Annotated in this window: 16 protein-coding genes and 1 pseudogene; 7 read left to right on the top strand and 10 right to left on the bottom strand. The window is 61.5% G+C overall.

Features of this window, described 5'->3' with window-relative positions; translation table 11 throughout:
• Positions 1 to 105 precede the first annotated feature (105 nt).
• Both KHO23_RS17250 and KHO23_RS17255 read left to right on the top strand, forming a co-directional pair.
• Positions 106 to 558 carry a DUF3005 domain-containing protein gene (locus KHO23_RS17250; RefSeq protein WP_211612453.1) on the top strand — a complete coding sequence of 151 codons (453 nt, stop codon included), beginning with the start codon at positions 106 to 108 and terminating at the stop codon, positions 556 to 558.
• 207 nt (positions 559 to 765) lie between these two features.
• A complete protein-coding gene (locus tag KHO23_RS17255) occupies positions 766 to 1,371 on the top strand; it encodes a short chain dehydrogenase (protein ID WP_211612421.1) in 606 nt (201 codons plus the stop codon).
• A 13-nt stretch (positions 1,372 to 1,384) separates the two neighbouring features.
• Here the strand turns inward: KHO23_RS17255 and araD are convergent, their stop codons facing one another.
• The 7 genes from araD to KHO23_RS17290 all read right to left on the bottom strand — a co-directional run bounded on the left by araD (position 1,385) and on the right by KHO23_RS17290 (position 9,685).
• Entirely contained in the window at positions 1,385 to 3,124 is a 1,740-nt protein-coding gene (gene araD, locus KHO23_RS17260) for an L-arabinonate dehydratase (RefSeq protein WP_211612422.1), read from the bottom strand.
• Positions 3,125 to 3,185: 61 nt separating this feature from the next.
• Positions 3,186 to 4,115, bottom strand: coding sequence for an ABC transporter permease (locus KHO23_RS17265; protein ID WP_211612423.1), 930 nt, complete (start codon positions 4,113 to 4,115; stop codon positions 3,186 to 3,188).
• Positions 4,115 to 5,002, bottom strand: a complete 888-nt coding sequence (locus KHO23_RS17270; protein WP_211612424.1) for an ABC transporter permease — start codon at positions 5,000 to 5,002, stop codon at positions 4,115 to 4,117. Before KHO23_RS17270 ends, KHO23_RS17265 begins: the two co-directional genes overlap by 1 nt.
• Complete coding sequence (locus KHO23_RS17275) at positions 4,999 to 6,078, bottom strand: ABC transporter ATP-binding protein (protein ID WP_211612425.1); 1,080 nt, start codon at positions 6,076 to 6,078, stop codon at positions 4,999 to 5,001. The genes KHO23_RS17270 and KHO23_RS17275 overlap by 4 nt, the downstream gene beginning before the upstream one ends.
• Positions 6,079 to 6,220: 142 nt before the next feature.
• Positions 6,221 to 7,390: an extracellular solute-binding protein gene (locus KHO23_RS17280; RefSeq protein ID WP_211612426.1), complete on the bottom strand. Its 1,170-nt coding sequence runs from the start codon at positions 7,388 to 7,390 to the stop codon at positions 6,221 to 6,223.
• Between the two features lie 294 nt (positions 7,391 to 7,684).
• Complete coding sequence (locus KHO23_RS17285) at positions 7,685 to 8,635, bottom strand: SMP-30/gluconolactonase/LRE family protein (protein ID WP_211612427.1); 951 nt, start codon at positions 8,633 to 8,635, stop codon at positions 7,685 to 7,687.
• A 108-nt stretch (positions 8,636 to 8,743) separates the two neighbouring features.
• Entirely contained in the window at positions 8,744 to 9,685 is a 942-nt protein-coding gene (locus KHO23_RS17290; protein WP_211612428.1) for a dihydrodipicolinate synthase family protein, read from the bottom strand.
• A 547-nt stretch (positions 9,686 to 10,232) separates the two neighbouring features.
• On the opposite strand from KHO23_RS17290, the gene KHO23_RS17295 reads away from it, so the two are divergent.
• Positions 10,233 to 10,937: a helix-turn-helix transcriptional regulator gene (locus tag KHO23_RS17295; RefSeq protein ID WP_211612429.1), complete on the top strand. Its 705-nt coding sequence runs from the start codon at positions 10,233 to 10,235 to the stop codon at positions 10,935 to 10,937.
• Here the strand turns inward: KHO23_RS17295 and KHO23_RS17300 are convergent.
• Complete coding sequence (locus KHO23_RS17300; protein ID WP_211612430.1) at positions 10,921 to 11,238, bottom strand: helix-turn-helix domain-containing protein; 318 nt, start codon at positions 11,236 to 11,238, stop codon at positions 10,921 to 10,923. The genes KHO23_RS17295 and KHO23_RS17300 overlap by 17 nt on opposite strands.
• A gap of 155 nt (positions 11,239 to 11,393) precedes the next feature.
• Between KHO23_RS17300 and KHO23_RS17305 the strand changes: the two genes are divergently transcribed.
• Positions 11,394 to 11,987 (top strand): acyl-homoserine-lactone synthase, encoded by a 594-nt coding sequence (locus KHO23_RS17305; protein ID WP_211612431.1) that lies wholly within the window; start codon positions 11,394 to 11,396, stop codon positions 11,985 to 11,987.
• Positions 11,988 to 12,153: 166 nt separating this feature from the next.
• Here KHO23_RS17305 and KHO23_RS17310 read toward each other — a convergent pair whose 3' ends face one another.
• On the bottom strand, positions 12,154 to 12,843 hold the full coding sequence (locus KHO23_RS17310; RefSeq protein ID WP_211612432.1) for a FadR/GntR family transcriptional regulator: 690 nt from the start codon (positions 12,841 to 12,843) through the stop codon (positions 12,154 to 12,156).
• 302 nt (positions 12,844 to 13,145) lie between these two features.
• On the opposite strand from KHO23_RS17310, the gene KHO23_RS17315 reads away from it, so the two are divergent.
• From KHO23_RS17315 to KHO23_RS17325, 3 genes are all read left to right on the top strand, one after another.
• Entirely contained in the window at positions 13,146 to 13,616 is a 471-nt protein-coding gene (locus KHO23_RS17315) for a universal stress protein (protein ID WP_211612433.1), read from the top strand.
• A gap of 384 nt (positions 13,617 to 14,000) precedes the next feature.
• Positions 14,001 to 14,657: a helix-turn-helix domain-containing protein gene (locus KHO23_RS17320; RefSeq protein ID WP_211612434.1), complete on the top strand. Its 657-nt coding sequence runs from the start codon at positions 14,001 to 14,003 to the stop codon at positions 14,655 to 14,657.
• A gap of 132 nt (positions 14,658 to 14,789) precedes the next feature.
• A complete protein-coding gene (locus KHO23_RS17325; RefSeq protein WP_211612435.1) occupies positions 14,790 to 16,103 on the top strand; it encodes an SUMF1/EgtB/PvdO family nonheme iron enzyme in 1,314 nt (437 codons plus the stop codon).
• Positions 16,104 to 16,113: 10 nt separating this feature from the next.
• Here the strand turns inward: KHO23_RS17325 and KHO23_RS17330 are convergent.
• Positions 16,114 to 16,422 (bottom strand): annotated as a pseudogene (locus tag KHO23_RS17330) (substrate-binding domain-containing protein); the annotation flags it as partial.
• Positions 16,423 to 16,533: the final 111 nt, after the last annotated feature.

The following is a 16,533-nucleotide window of genomic DNA, read 5'->3' on the forward strand; positions in this document are numbered from 1 at the left end:
CTGCGGCGCCGCGCGCAGGATAAATTCACACGCACAAAGACGTTGCGCGAGGCGGATCGGGTTTTGCTGCACTTCAACCATGTCCTCTTCAACGGAGAATGCATGATGAACAGCGATATCAACAAACCAGCAGACGCGGGAAAACAGCCGCGCACCATCGGCCCGCGCACAGCGGAACTGCACAACGACCGCACCCATGACAGCACGGTCGACACCGATGGCAAGAATCTCGAGGCTGCCCGCATAGCCGGCTACAGCCCGATCTCGCCTGACGAAATCACGACGAGCAACGCGACGCTGATCAACAGCGTGCCCGAGGCGCACGACGGCATGGCCGGCTTCGACAGCCGGATTGGCGGCAATCATCTGCTGCTGGCGCTCGAACCGGGCTACACGGTCATCGACAAAGGCATGGTCGAGCCGGAGGGCATCGATTCAGCGGACGATCCGTTCGACGAACCGCGTTCGATCCGCAGCCGTCGCGAACGCGGACGTATTCATTACGCTGTTAATCATTTGCGGCCCACTCGCATAATCGAATTACATCGGGCGAAATAAGGTTTCGCGTTGCGCGCACTTGTTTGAATGACGCCGCTCGCGCCGATTAATCAGTCGATTCCAAAGCGCACCCCGTTTGAATGACGGGGCGCGTTTCGTCGCGGATTAGAAACCCGGGGTTGCAGGACCTGCAATTCGAACAGGCTATTTCCGCCCGCTGAACGCAGACACAATCGACTGCACATTTAATACCGAACGGAGCAGCAAATGAAAAAGATCGTCGTGATCGGCGCAACCGGCACAGTCGGCCGGGCAGTGAGCGAAGCCTTGAAAGCGCGCCATGAGGTCATCGAAGTGGGCGCGACGCGCGGCCAGTATCGCGTCGACAGCACCGACCCGGCCAGCATCGAGCGCCTCTTTAGCGAGATCGGCAAGGTCGACGGCGTCGTCACCGCCACGGGCAAGCTGCATTTCGGCCCGCTGCCGGAGATGAGCGTCGAGCAATTCTGGGTTGGCCTGCGCGACAAGCTGATGGGTCAGATCAACGTGGTGCTGGGCGCCCAGCGGTACGTGAATGACGGTGGCTCGTTCACGCTGACGAGCGGCATTGTCGGCGACGAACCGATTCGCGAAGGCGCGAATGCAACCACCGTCAATCTGGCCCTGGAAGGTTTCGTGCGTGGCGCCGCGATCGAATTGCCGCGCGGCATCCGCATCAACGTGGTGAGCCCGACGGTGCTGATCGAAGCGCTCGACGCCTTTGCCCCCTACTTCCGCGGCTTCGAGCCAGTGAGCGCCGAACGTGCGGCGCAGGCCTACCTGCGCAGTGTGGAAGGCGCGCAAACGGGCCGGGTGTATCGCGTGGGGTATTGAGCCCTCAGCAGGCTCAGTGAATTTCCGGCTCGGCGGTTGCGTCCGGTCGAGCGCCGCCGCGCTGCAGGAAATCGAAGTCGCAACCTTTATCCGCCTGCAGCACGTGCACCTGATGCAAGGCGCCGTAGCCGCGCGTAAAACGCGGCTCGGGTTTGACCCAGGCGGCCTTGCGACGCGCCAGTTCCTCTTCCGGCACGAGCATGTTGAGCTTGCGCCGCGGCACGTCCAGTTCGATCAGATCGCCACTTTGCACCAGCGCAAGCGGGCCGCCGACAAACGACTCCGGCGCGACATGCAGCACACAGGCGCCGTAACTCGTCCCACTCATCCGCGCATCCGATATGCGCACCATATCGCGCACGCCCTTGTGCAACAACTTCCGCGGGATCGGCAGTTGCCCCCACTCGGGCATTCCCGGCGCGCCCACCGGCCCCGCATGCTGAAGCACGATCACGCAGTTTTCGTCGATGTCGAGCGCTTCGTCGTCGATGCGCGCGGCCATGTCGTTGTAGTCCTTGAACACCACCGCGCGGCCGATATGGACGAGCAATTGCGGCTCCGCCGCGCCGGGTTTGATCACGGCGCCGTCGGGCGCGAGATTGCCGCGTAGCACTGCGAGGCCGGTATCGGGCAGGAGCGGCGCGCTGCGGCGGCGGATCACCTCGTCGTTGAAAATCGTCGCGCCTTCGAGGTTCTCGCCGAGCGTGCGGCCGTTCACGGTTTTCTGCGAACGGTCGATCAGCTCGCCCAGTTCGGCGAGCATGGCCGGCAACCCACCGGCATAGAAAAAGTCTTCCATCAGATACGCGCCGGTCGGACGAACGTTTGCCAGCACCGGCGTGCGGCGCGAGATGTCGTCATAGCGATCGAGCGTCAGTTCGATGCCGGCGCGGCGCGCGAGCGCGATCAGGTGCACGATCGCATTGGTCGAACCGGACAGCGCGAGGCAGGTGGTCACGGCATTGTCGATCGACCCGGCGGTGATCAGATCGGATGGCTTCAGGTCCTCCCAGACCATCTCGACGATGCGCATGCCGGTTTTCGCCGCCATCTGCGCGTGCCGCGAATCCACTGCGGGAATGGAGGCAAAACCAGGCAGCGTAAAGCCAAGCGCTTCGGCCGCGCTCGTCATGGTCGACGCGGTGCCCATCGTCATGCAGTGGCCCGGCGAGCGCGCAATGCCGCCTTCGACGCCTTGCCAGTCCGCTTCCGTGATGGTCTGCGCGCGCAGGTCGGCCCAGTACTTCCAGACGTCCGATCCGGAGCCGAGCGTGACGCCGTTCCAGTTGCCGCGCAGCATCGGTCCCGCGGGCAGAAAAATCGCCGGCAGATCCATCGAAATCGCGCCCATCAGCAAGGCGGGCGTGGTCTTGTCGCAACCGCCCATCAGCACGACGCCGTCGGCGGGATACGAGCGCAGCGTCTCCTCGGCTTCCATCGCGAGGAAGTTGCGATAGAGCATCGTGGTGGGCTTCTGGAACGGCTCAGAGAGCGTCTGCACGGGCAGTTCGACCGGAAAGCCGCCCGCCTGCCAGATACCGCGTTTTACCTCCTCGACACGTTGCTTGAAATGCGTGTGACAGGCATTGATCTCGCTCCACGTGTTGAGGATCGCAATCACCGGCTTGCCGGCGTATTCCTCGCGGTTATAGCCCATTTGCGCGGTGCGCGAGCGATGGCCGAACGAGCGCATATCGTTCACGCCGTACCAGCGGTGGCTGCGCAGTTCTTCGGGTTTCTTTCTCGTCGTCAACGTCTGCTCCACGATGTCTTTGCCGTGCTTGTGTGTTGCTGTGTTTCCGCGATCCGCCGCCTCAGCGCTTCTGCTCCTTGACGCGCGACACGATCTGCGTCGGGCTGACGAATTGCAGCGCGATCAGCACCCAGATCAACGTGATCGCCATGTAGATCATCGCCATCGCATCGATCGATTGCGGTGCGCGCACGCCGGTCGAGAATACAGCGTAGTACAACGCGACCACGAGCGTTTGCGTCGCGGGGCCCGCCGTAAAGAATGTCAGCTCGAACATGCCGATGGTGCGTACCAGCACGAGCAACCCCGCTGCCAGCATGCCGGGCACCAGCAAGGGCAGCAGCACGTAGCGGAAATAGCGGAACGTGTTCGCGCCGAAAATACGCGCCGCCGCTTCGAGATTGGGATCGATCTGTTCGATGAACGGCGTCATCACCAAGATCACGAACGGCAGCGCCGGTACGAGATTCGCAAGAATCACACCGCCTAGCGTGCCGGCGAGGCCGACCTTGTACATGACGGTCGCCATCGGGATGCCGTACGTCACGGGCGGCACCATCAGCGGCAACAGGAAGATCAGCATCGCCATGCGCTTGCCGGAAAACTGCACGCGGGCAAGCGCATACGCCGCGGGCACGCCGAGCACGACCGACAACAGCACCACCGCGCCGACCACTTCGACGGTGACCCACAACACGCTCGCCAACTGGAAATCGCTCCACGCCTGCGCATACCAGTGCAGCGTAAAGCCTTGCGGCAGCAAGGTACCGAACCAGCGGGTCGCCACCGAATTCACCGCGACGGTTGCAATCAGCAACACCACGTTGACGAGGAAAAACACCATCGCGCCCCACACCAGCACGCGCCAGATACGGCCCGGCACACTGGCGCGCTGCTTCACGCGCTTGCTGGGTTGCCGCGCGCCGTCGTTGTTCTCGTTCGATGTGGACGCGGACCACGAAGGCTGCGCGGTGTGGCGATCGCTAGCCATCAGCCCTTGCCTCCCGTCGTCGGGCCGCTGTAGAAGCAACGGCGCGCGCCGAGCAAGCTGGCAACCACCAGCAGTTGCACGAAACCCATCACCATCGCGATCGCGGAAGCAAGCGAATAATCGTAGCTTTCGAACGCGGCTTCGGCCGCGGCGATCGACATCACGCGCGTCGGGCCTGCGGGCGCGCCCAGCAGCACCGCCGATGGAAATACCGAGAACGCCTGCACGAACGACAAACACGCGGCCATGGTTAGACCGGGCACCAGCAACGGCAGATAGATGCGACGAAACTGCTGCCACGGACTCGCGCCAAGCGTGGCGGCAGCGCTTGCGAGCGTCGGATCGATGCCGGTCACGTACGACAGCGTTAGCAGAAACGCGAACGGAAAACCCGACACGATCAGCGAGATCAGCACGCCCCAGAAGTTATGCGTCAAACGCACTTCATCGGCGTAGAGATGCAGACCTTGCAACGCCTGCGGAAACCAGCCGTTCGGGCCGAAGTACGTGAGCATGCCGTCGGCGATCAGCACGGTGCCGAGCGTGACGGGAATCACCAGCAGCGTCGTGACGAGTTTCTGATAGGGCGAACTGCGGCGAAGCGCGAATGCCACGGGAACCGAGACACCGACGTTGATCAGTGTCGCGGGCACAGCGAGCTTGAGCGTGACGAGAATGGTCGGCCACATCGACGTGTCGGTGAAGAACGTCAGATAGTTGGCCCACAGGCCGCCGCCATTCATCGGCCGGAACGACAGCACCAGACCATACGCAAACGGATAGATGAACAACGCGACGATGAAAATCAAAGCTGGCGCAACCAGCCACGCTTTGGCGTCGCGCGGCGCAATGGCTGCACGTGGCGGCGACAGCGTGGGCGTGTTCATGCAGCCTCTGCGTCATAGACGAGCGTGCGTGACGGCGGCACGCACAGGCTGATGTGCTCGCCCTCTTCGAATTCGCCCACGATACGCGCCCACATGTCGCCGAACGCGGTCTTCACCCGCAGCAGGGAATCGTGGCCGCCGTATTCCACGGTGGTCACCAGCGCGTCGAAAGTGTTGTCAGCGCCGGGCGCTGCACGCTCCATATCCTCCGGGCGCAACGCGACGCTCACGCGCTCGCTGTTGAACCCGTCCATTGGCGTACCGATCAGACGCACGCCGTTCACGCTCACTACAACCCCGTCGCCTTGCGTGCCTTGGAGCGTGAATTCGGCCACGTTGCGATAGCCCATGAACCGCGCGACATGCAAATTCTGTGGCCGCGTATAGACCTCTTTCGGCGTGCCGACCTGCTGCACCACCCCCTCTTTCATCACGACGATGCGATCGGCCATGGAAAGCGCTTCGTCCTGATCGTGCGTCACGTAGAGCGTCGCGCGTTCGAGCTGGCTATGGATGCGGCGAATCTCCGCGCGCATTTCAATGCGCAGTTTCGTATCGAGATTCGACAGCGGTTCGTCCATCAGAATCAGCGGCGGTTCGATCACGATCGCCCGCGCAATCGCCACGCGCTGCTGCTGACCGCCTGAAAGCTGCCCGGGCAGCTTGCGCTCGTGCCCGACCAGTTGCACGAGTTGCAACGCTTCACGCGCACGGCGCATGGTTTCGCTCTTGCCGACACCGCGCATCTTCAAGCCGAAGCCGACGTTATCGAGCACGCTCATATGCGGAAACAACGCGTAGTTCTGGAACACCATGCCGAAGCCGCGCTTTTCCGGCGGCAGCACGTCGATGCGTTTATCGTCGAGCCAGATGCCGCCGCCGCTCAACGGCTGCAAACCGGCAATGCAATTGAGCGCCGTCGATTTGCCGCAGCCCGACGGTCCGAGCAACGCGATAAATTCGCCACGCTGGATATTCAGATCGAGACCTTGCAACGCCGCGACCGCCTGGCCCTCCGCATTCATGAAACTGCGGCTCACCGAATCGAGCCGCAACTGCTCAAAATGATGCTTCATGGCGATGTCCTGGTACGCGTGACGCGTGAATCGCGGCGGCCCAATAGAACGAATATGCGCGAAACCTCATGCCGATTTCCTGCGTGCATGACACGTCAATCCCGGCGGACTGAACAAACGAGTGCACGGACGCATTCAGCAACTACTTGGTCTTCTGCGCGCCAACGTCGCTGTCCCACTTCTTGAAAGCCGCGACCATCGCGGCCGCATTCAGCGGCAAGACATGCGGACGCTCGGCCAGCAGCTTCGCGTACTCCGGCCGGCCGTATTTCTTCAGCACATCCTGACTGTGCGCGGGCGCCTGCTCGACGCTCACGCCTTTGATCGCCGGCCCCGGGTAGAAATAACCGTCGTCGTAGGTCATGGCCTGCTGCGCCGGCTCGAGCATAAAGTTCATCAGCTTGTAGAGCACATCGAGCTTTTCCTTCGGCACGCCCTTCGGAATCACCATGTAGTGCGCGTCGTTCACCCACGTCATGTTGTCGAATGCCTGCACGCGGAATTCCGCCGGCACGATGCCGAGCGCGCGCGGATTGATGTCCCAGCCCGTGACCGTCACGGTCATGTCGCGCGTGCCTTCACCGAGTTCCTTCATCACCGCCGACGTGCCGCCAGGATAGTAAGGAATGCAATCGTTCAACTGCTTAAGGAAGGCCCACGTCTTGTCCCAGCCGTGAATCGGATCTTGCGGGTCTTTGTCGCCGAGCACGTACGGCAAACCCATCAGGAAGGTGCGGCCCGGACCGGAGTTCGCCGGCCGCGCGTAGATCAGCTTGTCCGGATGCGCCTTGCACCATTGCAGCAGTTGCTCGGGCGTTTTAGGTGGATCAGTGACTTTGGCGGGGTTGTATTCGAGCAACGGACCAGCGGGCATATACGCGACTTCGAGCCCAAAGCCCTGTGCGAGGTCCTGCATCTTGCGCGGACCGGGCGCGTATTTGTCGAGCACGCCGGGGAAAGCGGCCGCATTGTCCGGCAGCAACTTCATCCAGAGATTCTGCTCGATGCCGGCAGCCAGTGCGTCGGTGCCGGTCAGGACAAGATCGATATCGGAGCGGCCGGCGGCCTGCATCGCCTTGATCTTGCCGGGCAACTGCGGCGCGGGTGCATTGGTGAACGTGAGATTGGCGACGAGATTCGGATACTTCGCCTTGAAGGCCTCGAAACCCTTTTGCGTCAGTTGAAGATCGCCGGCCACGTCGACGATATTGAGCGTTACCGGATCGGCCGCGTGCGCGGCGGATACCCATGCGGCGCTTGCCACGAGACTTACGGACACCAGCCTGAGCGCCAATCTGCCTGAAACAGTCATTGCGTCTCCTCGCTTCTTGGTATGGAAGTCCGCCGGCCAGATGTGCTGCTGGCGGTGTCTCTCTACCTCTGGAACATAGCGAAGCGGAACTGCCGATGTCAAGCAAATACTCGGCACGACGCTTTGCCGATAAATATGCCTATTTTGACGGGGAATCCTTGTGGTTCAACGGGTTGCGCGCTTTATCCAAGGGCAAACCCGGAGCCAGCGCGTGGGTTGGGCAGAACGTTGTCAGGCAACCTGCATTTGCGCCGCGTATTCGGACTATTCGGACGGTATGCAGGCCTCGCGCACTCACCCGCCCAGGACGCCTTGCGTATTCACATACAGCGAATACAACCCGTGGCTTGCCGCCATGAACAACCGGTTGCGATGGCGCCCGCCGAAGCACACGTTCGCGCAACGCTCCGGCAACGCAATATGGCCGATCGGCTCGCCTTGCGGCGTGAAGACGCGCACGCCGTCGAGTTCGTCGGTGCCCATGCCCCAGCCGCACCAGAGATTGCCGTGCGTGTCGACGCGAAAGCCGTCCGGCGTGCCCGGGCCGGCGTCGATCAGCACACGGTTGTTCGACAGCGCGGCGCCGGCACCACTGACGCTCACGCTCACGTCGAACGCGCGAATCTTGCGCGGCACGCCACGCGATTCGACGATGTAGAGCACCGACTCGTCCGGCGAAAACGCGAGGCCGTTCGGACCCAGCACGTCGTCGGCGACCACCGTCACTTCGCCGGATTGGCCGTCGATGCGGTACACGCACGCGGGCAGTTCCGACTCCTGCCGCTCGCCCTCATAAAAGCTGTCGATGCCGAAGGTTGGATCGCTGAACCAGATCGAACCGTCCGACTTCACGATCACGTCGTTCGGCGAATTAAAGCGCTTGCGGCGATAGCGATCGGCAAGCACGGTAATCGAACCGTCATACTCGGTGCGCGTGACGCGCCGTGTCAGATGCTCGCAGGTAACAAGGCGGCCCTGGCGGTCGCGCGTATGGCCGTTCGCATTGTTCGACGACTGGCGAAAGGTGGTCACGGCACCGCTCGTTTCGTCCCAGCGCAGGATGCGGTCGTTGGGAATGTCGCTCCACAGCAGATAACGTCCGTCACCGAACCAGACCGGCCCTTCCGACCAGCGCGCGCCCTGATACAGACACTCGACAGAAGCGGACGCCAGGATCAGCGATGCGAAGCGCGGATCGAGCACGCGAATGGAGGGATCGGGATAGCGTCGGCTGGCGTCGGTCATGCGTAGGCTTTGGGTGATGAACGTTATTGGGGAAAGCGGGCCGATGGGCAGTGCGCCTTGCACGCCACTATACGGCGCAAGCGCCCCGCTTTCGATGCCTGGGCGAAGTCAACGCAACGCGGGCTTCTGCGCGAACTGACGCTCCAACGCAAGCAGGACCTGCGTCGCCTGATCGATCTTCGCATGATGTTCGGGCGGCGTCGAACTGAGTAACGGCAGGATCGGCCCCATGCCGGCAATCTTCGAGAACGTGAGCGCATCGTGCAGCACGCGGATCAGCGAAATTTCGTCGCGCAGGGTTTCGAGCGGCAGGAAAGCTTCATGAAGACGCTGCGCCGTGCCGGTATCGCCAGTTCTGACGGCTTGCAGCAGGGCCATCGCCATGCGCGGCGCAATGCAACCCGAGCCCGTCGTCCATGCGGCAAGTCCGAACTCGCGCAGATGGACAAGCGCGGGCCGCTCGCCCATGCCCGATATCACCCTGGCGGCAGGGACGGATTGCAGAAGGCGGCGCAGATACGGATCCTCAGCAGGATTGTCGCGGACGATCGCGTATTTGATGGCCAGCAGCGTGCCGCACTCGATCAATCGCGCGAGCGTGTCGAGCTCCACGTAGTTTTCGCTCCTGATGTACAGCGTGAGCGGAATGCCCGCTGCGTCGACGATCCGTGTGAGCCCCGCCTCCACGCCCTCGGACGTCGTAAAACCGCTCAGCGGCAGCACCATTGCCGTACGGTAGCGGGTTTGCGCAAGGATGCGTGCCTGATCGAGCATTTTCCCGTAGTCGGGACCGATTGCCGCGATCACGCGCGTACCAGCACCCGCGGCGCCGGCCAGCAGATCCAGCAAGTCCCGATACTCGCTGACGGCCACGTGGTAGAGATTCGCATTGCCGCCGTACAGCAGGGTGCGCACGCCGCCGGCCTCGATGTGACGGATCAAAGCGCGATTTTCAGCGGCATCCAGCGTGTAGTCGGCGCGGCGCGCAAGCGGCGGCACAGCCATGACCGAAGCGGCAAACTCACTAACGAGAATCGGGGATTCGTTCATGACGCCCCATCCGCACCGGGATCAGGCGTTCAAATTAGCATCGGGCTCGCAATGTTGTCAAACAACTTGAACGCAAACGCACCACGCATCCTTGAACCGAAGTCAGGGCTAAGCCGATGAGCCGTTTTCGTATGACAATAGCGCTTGGCGAGCAAGCGCAAGTGAATGACGGCGGGCTAAACGGAGTTTGCCGGTCTGGCAATCAGAGTCTTTTGCCCGGAATTTCGACTAAACATCATTCAGATTGGTTTGACAATAATGTTGCCAATCAAAAGCATCGAAAACACCACTACGAAAAAATTACCCACTTTATCGACCCGTGAATGTTAATCAGGTCAAACAATTCCGATATAAAGAGTCATTCGCTCGCCTGGTTGCAGAACAAGCGCTGGTACCGTTTCTTTAGAAATTGCCCTCGGCTTGCGAAATAATTTTAGTGATAGATTGTGAAGATAAACAGCCGGACGGATTGCCGTACCGCAATTAACCGCAACGGGACGTTTGCGAGTCTGAGAGAACAAAATTGTCGCTACATTTTATCGAGGAAATGGCACCGCTATTGAACGCCGCAGACGAGGCGGAATGGTTCAGTGCGATTGCGGGCCTTGCCGAGACGTGGGGCTTCGACAGGCTTCTTATCGCCATGCTGCCGCGTCCGACTATTCGCCTTGAAGATGCCTATGTGCGGAGCAACTACGCGCCAACTTGGCGGCGTACCTACGACGAGCAGGGGCTCGTCCACATCGACCCGACAGTCACGCATTGCGCGACGCGCGCCACGCCGCTGATCTGGTCGCCGGACATTTTTACAACCGCACCACAGCAGTCAATGTACGAGGAAGCCCGCGCGCATGGCCTGCGCGCCGGTGTGACGTTGCCAATTCATGGGCCGAACCAGGAAGCCGGCATGATGTGCTTCGTCAACGACAGCAATCCGACCGACGCATTCTGGCGTCATGTCAACGTGGCGTTGCCGAATCTGGTGTTATTGCGCGATCTGGTGATCGACACCAGCCAGCGCCATTTGAATACGCATACCCAGACTTTATTGCCCAAGCTCACGCCTCGCGAACGCGAGTGTCTGAAATGGACCGCGCGCGGCAAATCCACCTGGGAAATCTCCCATATCCTGAACTGTTCGGAAGCCGTGGTGAACTTCCACATGAAAAACATCAGGACGAAATTCGGTGTGAATTCGCGGCGCGCGGCGGCCGTGATCGCCGCGCAGCTGGGGCTTATTGACCCGGGTTGAGCAACGCGGCGGCGTCATGGCTGTGCAACACCCGCTCGGCCCGGCCCAGATCGGCGTCCGAAACGGTTTTGGTGAAGTAGAGGCCCAGCAGGATCGACACCGGCGGCGGAATTTCGGCGCCCGATTCGAACCGGCTGCCACGCGACTGCGTCACGCCGAAGCGTGCCCAGAAGCGGCGCTGGCTCTCTTTTTTCTTCTTGCGGTAGGCAATGATCAGAACGCGATCCACCGCCGAGGAAGGCTCTGCCGGGCGGGTTTGGACCAAGGGTTGCGCCTGCCAGTGATTGTCGAGAAGTTCCATTTTTTGCGTCCGGTCGGTTGAGTGCTGAGGCTTATCTCGAATTCTGCGTTATCCGATAAGCATGCACACCTATCCAGGTAGGTAGGTGGCGGAAAGATTCAAAATGCATAAGTTTTCTTGCGTATTGGGTACCCCAACACGTTCAGGAGAACGTCATGCAAACAGCGATCCGGATTGGAATGCGGCAAGAATTCGACAACACGGACATCAATGAGATGTACCGCCTGCGGGCGCGGGTGTTTCACGGGCGGCTCGGATGGGACATCCCGACCATCGCGGGCATGGAGATCGACGGCTACGACGCCCTCGGGCCGTACTACATGCTGATTCAAGGCGACGATCGGCACGTGCGGGGCTGTTGGCGCCTGATGCCGACGGAAGGGCCGAACATGTTGAAAGACACCTTTCCGCAATTGCTGCATGGCGCGGATGCGCCTGTCGGGCGGCATATCTGGGAACTGAGCCGGTTCGCGATCGAAACCAGTGGCGAGGAGCAGTCGTTCGGCTTTGCCGACCTGACCATGCAGGCGATTCACGAGCTCGTCACGTTCGCCGACCAGATGGGTATCACGCGTTACGTCACGGTGACCACCACGCCGATCGAACGTCTGCTGCGTAAGACCGGAATCGACATCAGCCGGCTCGGGTCGCCTCTGCAGATCGGCGTGGAACGGGCCGTGGCACTGGATATCGCCGTCAGTCCGAAGACCCGCACCGCCCTGTTCGGGCCAATGGCTGCCGCCGCCTGACGACTAGATGTGGGATGGTGGCCGGGCGCCGCCGTAGCGCAGTTGCCGATGCCCGGTCACCGTTGCCTGCTTGCCGTTGCCCGGCACCGTCGCCCGGTCGCCCAGCTACGGCCGACTAGCAACGGTTACCCGGCCGTTGCAGCCCGATCGGAAAACTCGCGGACTATCAGGAACCGAACATCCGTTCGAGCGCATTCGCGAGATGCGCGCGCATCGCCTCGCCTGCAGCGGGGCCGTCTTTGCGACGGATCGCCTCGAGTACGGCCAGATGTTCGGCCTGCACGAGCCGCTGCCGCTCCACCGTCTTCACGAGCGACAGATTGCGCGACAGGTTCATGCTGAACAGAATCTGTTCTTCGATGAACGACATGACCGTGATGAAAAACGGGTTCTTCGAAGCGCGCGCCACCGCCAGATGGAACATGAAATCGTCCTGCGCACCGATGCCGCGGGTTTCGATGATGTGTTCCAACTGGTCCCACGCATGCTGGATCGCGACGATGTCGTCGGCGTCGGCCTTGAGCGCGGCCTGTTCGGCCGCGCCCGCCTCCGTCACGATGCGAAATTCGTAGCAGCGGCGGATATCGGACAGCGTTTCGAGCGGCGCGAAACGGCGGACGTCCGGGTCCGGCCGTCGCGCAACCGTGGTGCCCGACCCGTGCCGCGTCATGATGATCCCATCCGCCCGCAAGCGCGCGAGCGCTTCGCGCACGGTCGGGCGTGAGGTGGCAAAGCGCTCGGCCAGCGCATGTTCGGTAGGCAGCCGCGCTCCTTCCTTGTACTCGCCTTCAAGAATGCGATTAAGGATGTCGCCGTAGATCTTGTCGGGCAGGCCCGTCGTTTTGCGCTCGTTCATCAGCGGTGCTGAGGCAGCTTGTCTGAATAGGTCCTGATTGTAAGGCAAACCCGACCCTATCTTGATTTGATGGATGCGCTCCGGCTTGGCAGGAATGCCGCAAACGCCCGTAGCGCGGTGCTGGCCGTGCAAAACGTAGCTATCACAAAATTTGACAAGTGTTTGATTTACATCCCGACTGGATGCACCTTTTTCAGCGATCATTTAAGCTCGCATCGGCAATCGATCATGGTAGCCATCGTCAATGAGCCCGGCCGGGCGAACCGGCCGAGGCATCCGAATCCTTCAGACGCGGAGTCGATATGTACACACGCATTCTTGTAGCGGTCGACGGCAGCAACACCTCGCGGCATGCGTTCGACGCAGCGCTCGCGCTTGCGAAATCCACCGGCGCCGTCATGCAACCGTTCTACGTCGTCGAAAACACGCCGATGTATTTCGAAGCGCCCGGCTATGACCCCTCCATTCTGCGTAACCGCCTCGTCGAAGAAGGCAAGGAGCTCGGCGCGGAATTCGCTCAGGCTATGGCCGCGCAAGGCGTAAAGGGTGAACTTGCAGTGGGCGAAGCCTCCTCGCTCGACGACGTTTCGGTGCTTGTGTTAAAAGCTGCCGCCGATTTCAACGCCGACCTGCTCGTCATGGGCACGCATGGCCGTCGTGGTTTTCAGCGCCTGATTCTCGGCAGCGTCGCCGAGCGCTGCGTGCGGCAGGCAAGCTTGCCCGTGCTGCTGATTCCGTCCGCCGCCGCGGGCAAGGTCAGTGGAGACGCCTGAACGCGTGGTGACGCACATTGCAACCGCGTGTGCTTCCGGCATGGGGCGGCACACGCGGCGCGCCTTATCTCCAAAATACGGACGAAGCACGGTCGCCAGAATGCATAGCAGTCCATAGCCATACGCAGCCGCTCGATGGTGACATCGCTCAAGATGCCTAACTGCGCAAGCGCGTCATTTTGTCGCTAACCGGGGGGCATGGGCGGTGGGACAATCAGTTGTTATCCTGACAAATGGCTGCAGAACATGCTTACTCCTACCGCTGTGACTCGCTCCGCCGGCGTCGCCGATTCCACTGGAATTTCGCCGCCTGCGCGTGGCAGCCGTCGTGCCGCGCCGGCGAGGGCGACCGCGCGCACCGCCGCCCGCTGTTCGAGCTGCTCCATGCGGGCACTCTGCATGCCGCAAGGCCTGTCGCCGGACGAACTCACCAAACTCGAAGCGCTCATTTGCACCGCGCGCTCGGTGCAGCGCGGCGAAGCGCTGTATCGCAGCGGCGACCGTTTCGACAATATTTACGCCGTACGTTCCGGCTCCATGAAAACCGTCATGGCGCATCGTGACGGCCGCGAACAGGTCACCGGGTTGCGCCTCGCCGGCGAAGCGCTCGGCCTCGACGGCATCAGCGAAGACGTGCATGCATGCAGCGCCGTCGCGCTTGAAGACAGCACCGTTTGTATCGTTCCCTACCCCGCCCTCAAGTCCCTGTGCCGCGAAATCAGCTCGATGCAGGAACGCCTGCACAAATTGCTGGGCGAGCAGATCGTCCGCGAAGCTGGGCAGATGATGGTGCTCGGCTCACTGTCGGCGGACGAACGCGTGGCGGCTTTTCTGCTCGACGTGTCGGAGCGCAACGCGCAACGCGGTTATTCATCGGCGGAATTCAACTTGCGCATGACACGCGAAGACATGGGCAGCTACCTCGGCATGACGCTCGAAACCGTCAGCCGCACCCTGTCAAGATTTCAAAAGCGCGGTCTGATCGACACACAAGGCAAACACATCCGGATCGTCGACCTGGAAGGCTTGCAGAACGTGTAGGCTCTGCGCGCAAGACCTGGCCCGCACCGCCACGTCTTCGTCTATCTACTTTTTTAACGCGCATTCGCCTTGGCATGGCTCCTGCGAGCGGGTACAGTCTTTAGTCCGTCCCCCGCAAGGAGACCCGGCGAAATGAATCGCGACCCCGCCCCGCATCACCCGCTCGTGCAGCGTCTGATCGACGCGCGTCAAGTTACCGACGCCCTGTTTTCCATTGTCAAACCCGAGTTTCTGTATGACCGGCCGATCCGTGAGCGCCACCGGATCGTGTTTTACGTCGGCCATCTGGAAGCTTTCGATCGTAATCTTTTCGATCAACGCCTGTGCGATCTGCCGGCGTTCAATCCGCACCTCGACCGGCTCTTCGCTTTCGGTATCGATCCCGTCGACGACGGCTTTCCGACCGATCAACCCAGCGACTGGCCATCGCTCGACGCCGTGCGCGACTACGGGTCGCGCGCCCGCGAGCAGATTGACCGCGAACTCGATGCACTGAGCGACTCAGCCCGTGTCGGCTGCACGGATGCGCAAGCCGGCGCGGCCGAGCAGTTGCTGAACGTCGCGATCGAGCATCGGCTGATGCATGCCGAAACGCTCGCGTACATGCTGCATCAGTTGCCGCTTGCGCAGAAGGTCGCCGTGTTGCGCGAAGCGGTGCTGCCTCGTTCGGAACCGCGTGAGGCGTTGTCCTCGATGGTCAGCGTGCCGGCTGGCGCAACGGTGCTCGGCATGTCGCGCGAGAGTGGCCAATTCGGCTGGGACAACGAGTTCGGCGAAATGCGCGTCGACGTGCCCGCGTTCGAGATAGACCGTTACATGGTGACGAACGGCGCATTTCTTGAGTTTATCGAGGCAGGCGGATATCGCGAACCGAAGTGGTGGACCGACGCGGATTGGGCATGGAAGGAAGCTGAACATATTGAGCATCCCGCCGGCTGGTCCCGGCAAACCGGAGGCGATCACCACAGCGCATGGAAGCTGCGCACGATGTTCGACGAAGCGCCGCTGCCGCTCAACTGGCCGGTGTACGTGAGTCATGCCGAAGCCAGCGCCTACGCGCGCTGGGCGGGCAAGACGTTGCCCAGCGAAGCACAATGGCAACGCGCGGCCCACGGCGCACCCCATGCGATGTCGGGCAATTTCGATTTTCGTCATTGGGACCCACAGCCGGTCGATGCGTATCCTGACAACGTCAGCGCGTTCGGCGTGCAGGGCCAATTCGGCAATGGCTGGGAGTGGACCTCCACGGTGTTCGACGCACTGCCGGGGTTTGAAGCGTTTCCGTTTTATCCCGGCTACTCCGCCGACTTTTTCGACGGGCGGCATTACGTGATCAAGGGCGGTTCGGCGCGCACCGCGAAATGCATGTTGCGACCGGCTTTTCGCAACTGGTTTCAGCCGCATTATCAGTTTGTGTATGCGGGGTTTCGGTGTGTGAAGGGGTGAGCTCAGTGAGTCATTGACTCGCGCCCGTCACCAGTTGCAGCGGCGTTTCAATAACACGCGACAATTCACTCTGCTTTCTCTGTTCGGTGACCGCCTTCAACGCCACGTCGAGGCCGAATACAGCTTGCCGATCGGCGAACTGATTCATCGTCGCGAGCACGCGGCCGTCGGCGAGCAGCGGCTTGATCGCATCGCTGTCGTTATATCCGGTGATGTACACGCCGCCGGTTCTCCCCGCATCGCGAACGGCATCCACCGCGCCCATGGCCATATTGTCGTTACCGCACATCAACGCACGGATTTTCGGATAGTCCCCTAATCTTACTGTGTCATATAAATGCTCGTGCAATCTATTCCCGCACAGGAAGAGTGCCATCGTTGCATGAGCCGTAGTCCAAGCAGGATACGCAACGTGGTAATGGAATCAGGA

This window comes from Paraburkholderia haematera (genome assembly GCF_905220975.1).
GTDB classification, from domain to species: domain Bacteria; phylum Pseudomonadota; class Gammaproteobacteria; order Burkholderiales; family Burkholderiaceae; genus Paraburkholderia; species Paraburkholderia haematera.

Coding starts and splice junctions, on each gene's coding strand:
- KHO23_RS17285 (WP_211612427.1), bottom strand. CDS start 8,635: ATGACCGACGCCAGCCGACGCTATCCCGATCCCTCCATTCGCGTGCTC.
- KHO23_RS17275 (WP_211612425.1), bottom strand. CDS start 6,078: ATGAAGCATCATTTTGAGCAGTTGCGGCTCGATTCGGTGAGCCGCAGT.
- KHO23_RS17315 (WP_211612433.1), top strand. CDS start 13,146: ATGTACACACGCATTCTTGTAGCGGTCGACGGCAGCAACACCTCGCGG.
- KHO23_RS17250 (WP_211612453.1), top strand. CDS start 106: ATGAACAGCGATATCAACAAACCAGCAGACGCGGGAAAACAGCCGCGC.
- KHO23_RS17265 (WP_211612423.1), bottom strand. CDS start 4,115: ATGGCTAGCGATCGCCACACCGCGCAGCCTTCGTGGTCCGCGTCCACA.
- KHO23_RS17280 (WP_211612426.1), bottom strand. CDS start 7,390: ATGACTGTTTCAGGCAGATTGGCGCTCAGGCTGGTGTCCGTAAGTCTC.
- KHO23_RS17310 (WP_211612432.1), bottom strand. CDS start 12,843: ATGAACGAGCGCAAAACGACGGGCCTGCCCGACAAGATCTACGGCGAC.
- KHO23_RS17255 (WP_211612421.1), top strand. CDS start 766: ATGAAAAAGATCGTCGTGATCGGCGCAACCGGCACAGTCGGCCGGGCA.
- KHO23_RS17305 (WP_211612431.1), top strand. CDS start 11,394: ATGCAAACAGCGATCCGGATTGGAATGCGGCAAGAATTCGACAACACG.
- KHO23_RS17325 (WP_211612435.1), top strand. CDS start 14,790: ATGAATCGCGACCCCGCCCCGCATCACCCGCTCGTGCAGCGTCTGATC.
- KHO23_RS17300 (WP_211612430.1), bottom strand. CDS start 11,238: ATGGAACTTCTCGACAATCACTGGCAGGCGCAACCCTTGGTCCAAACC.
- KHO23_RS17320 (WP_211612434.1), top strand. CDS start 14,001: ATGCGGGCACTCTGCATGCCGCAAGGCCTGTCGCCGGACGAACTCACC.
- KHO23_RS17290 (WP_211612428.1), bottom strand. CDS start 9,685: ATGAACGAATCCCCGATTCTCGTTAGTGAGTTTGCCGCTTCGGTCATG.
- KHO23_RS17295 (WP_211612429.1), top strand. CDS start 10,233: ATGGCACCGCTATTGAACGCCGCAGACGAGGCGGAATGGTTCAGTGCG.
- KHO23_RS17270 (WP_211612424.1), bottom strand. CDS start 5,002: ATGAACACGCCCACGCTGTCGCCGCCACGTGCAGCCATTGCGCCGCGC.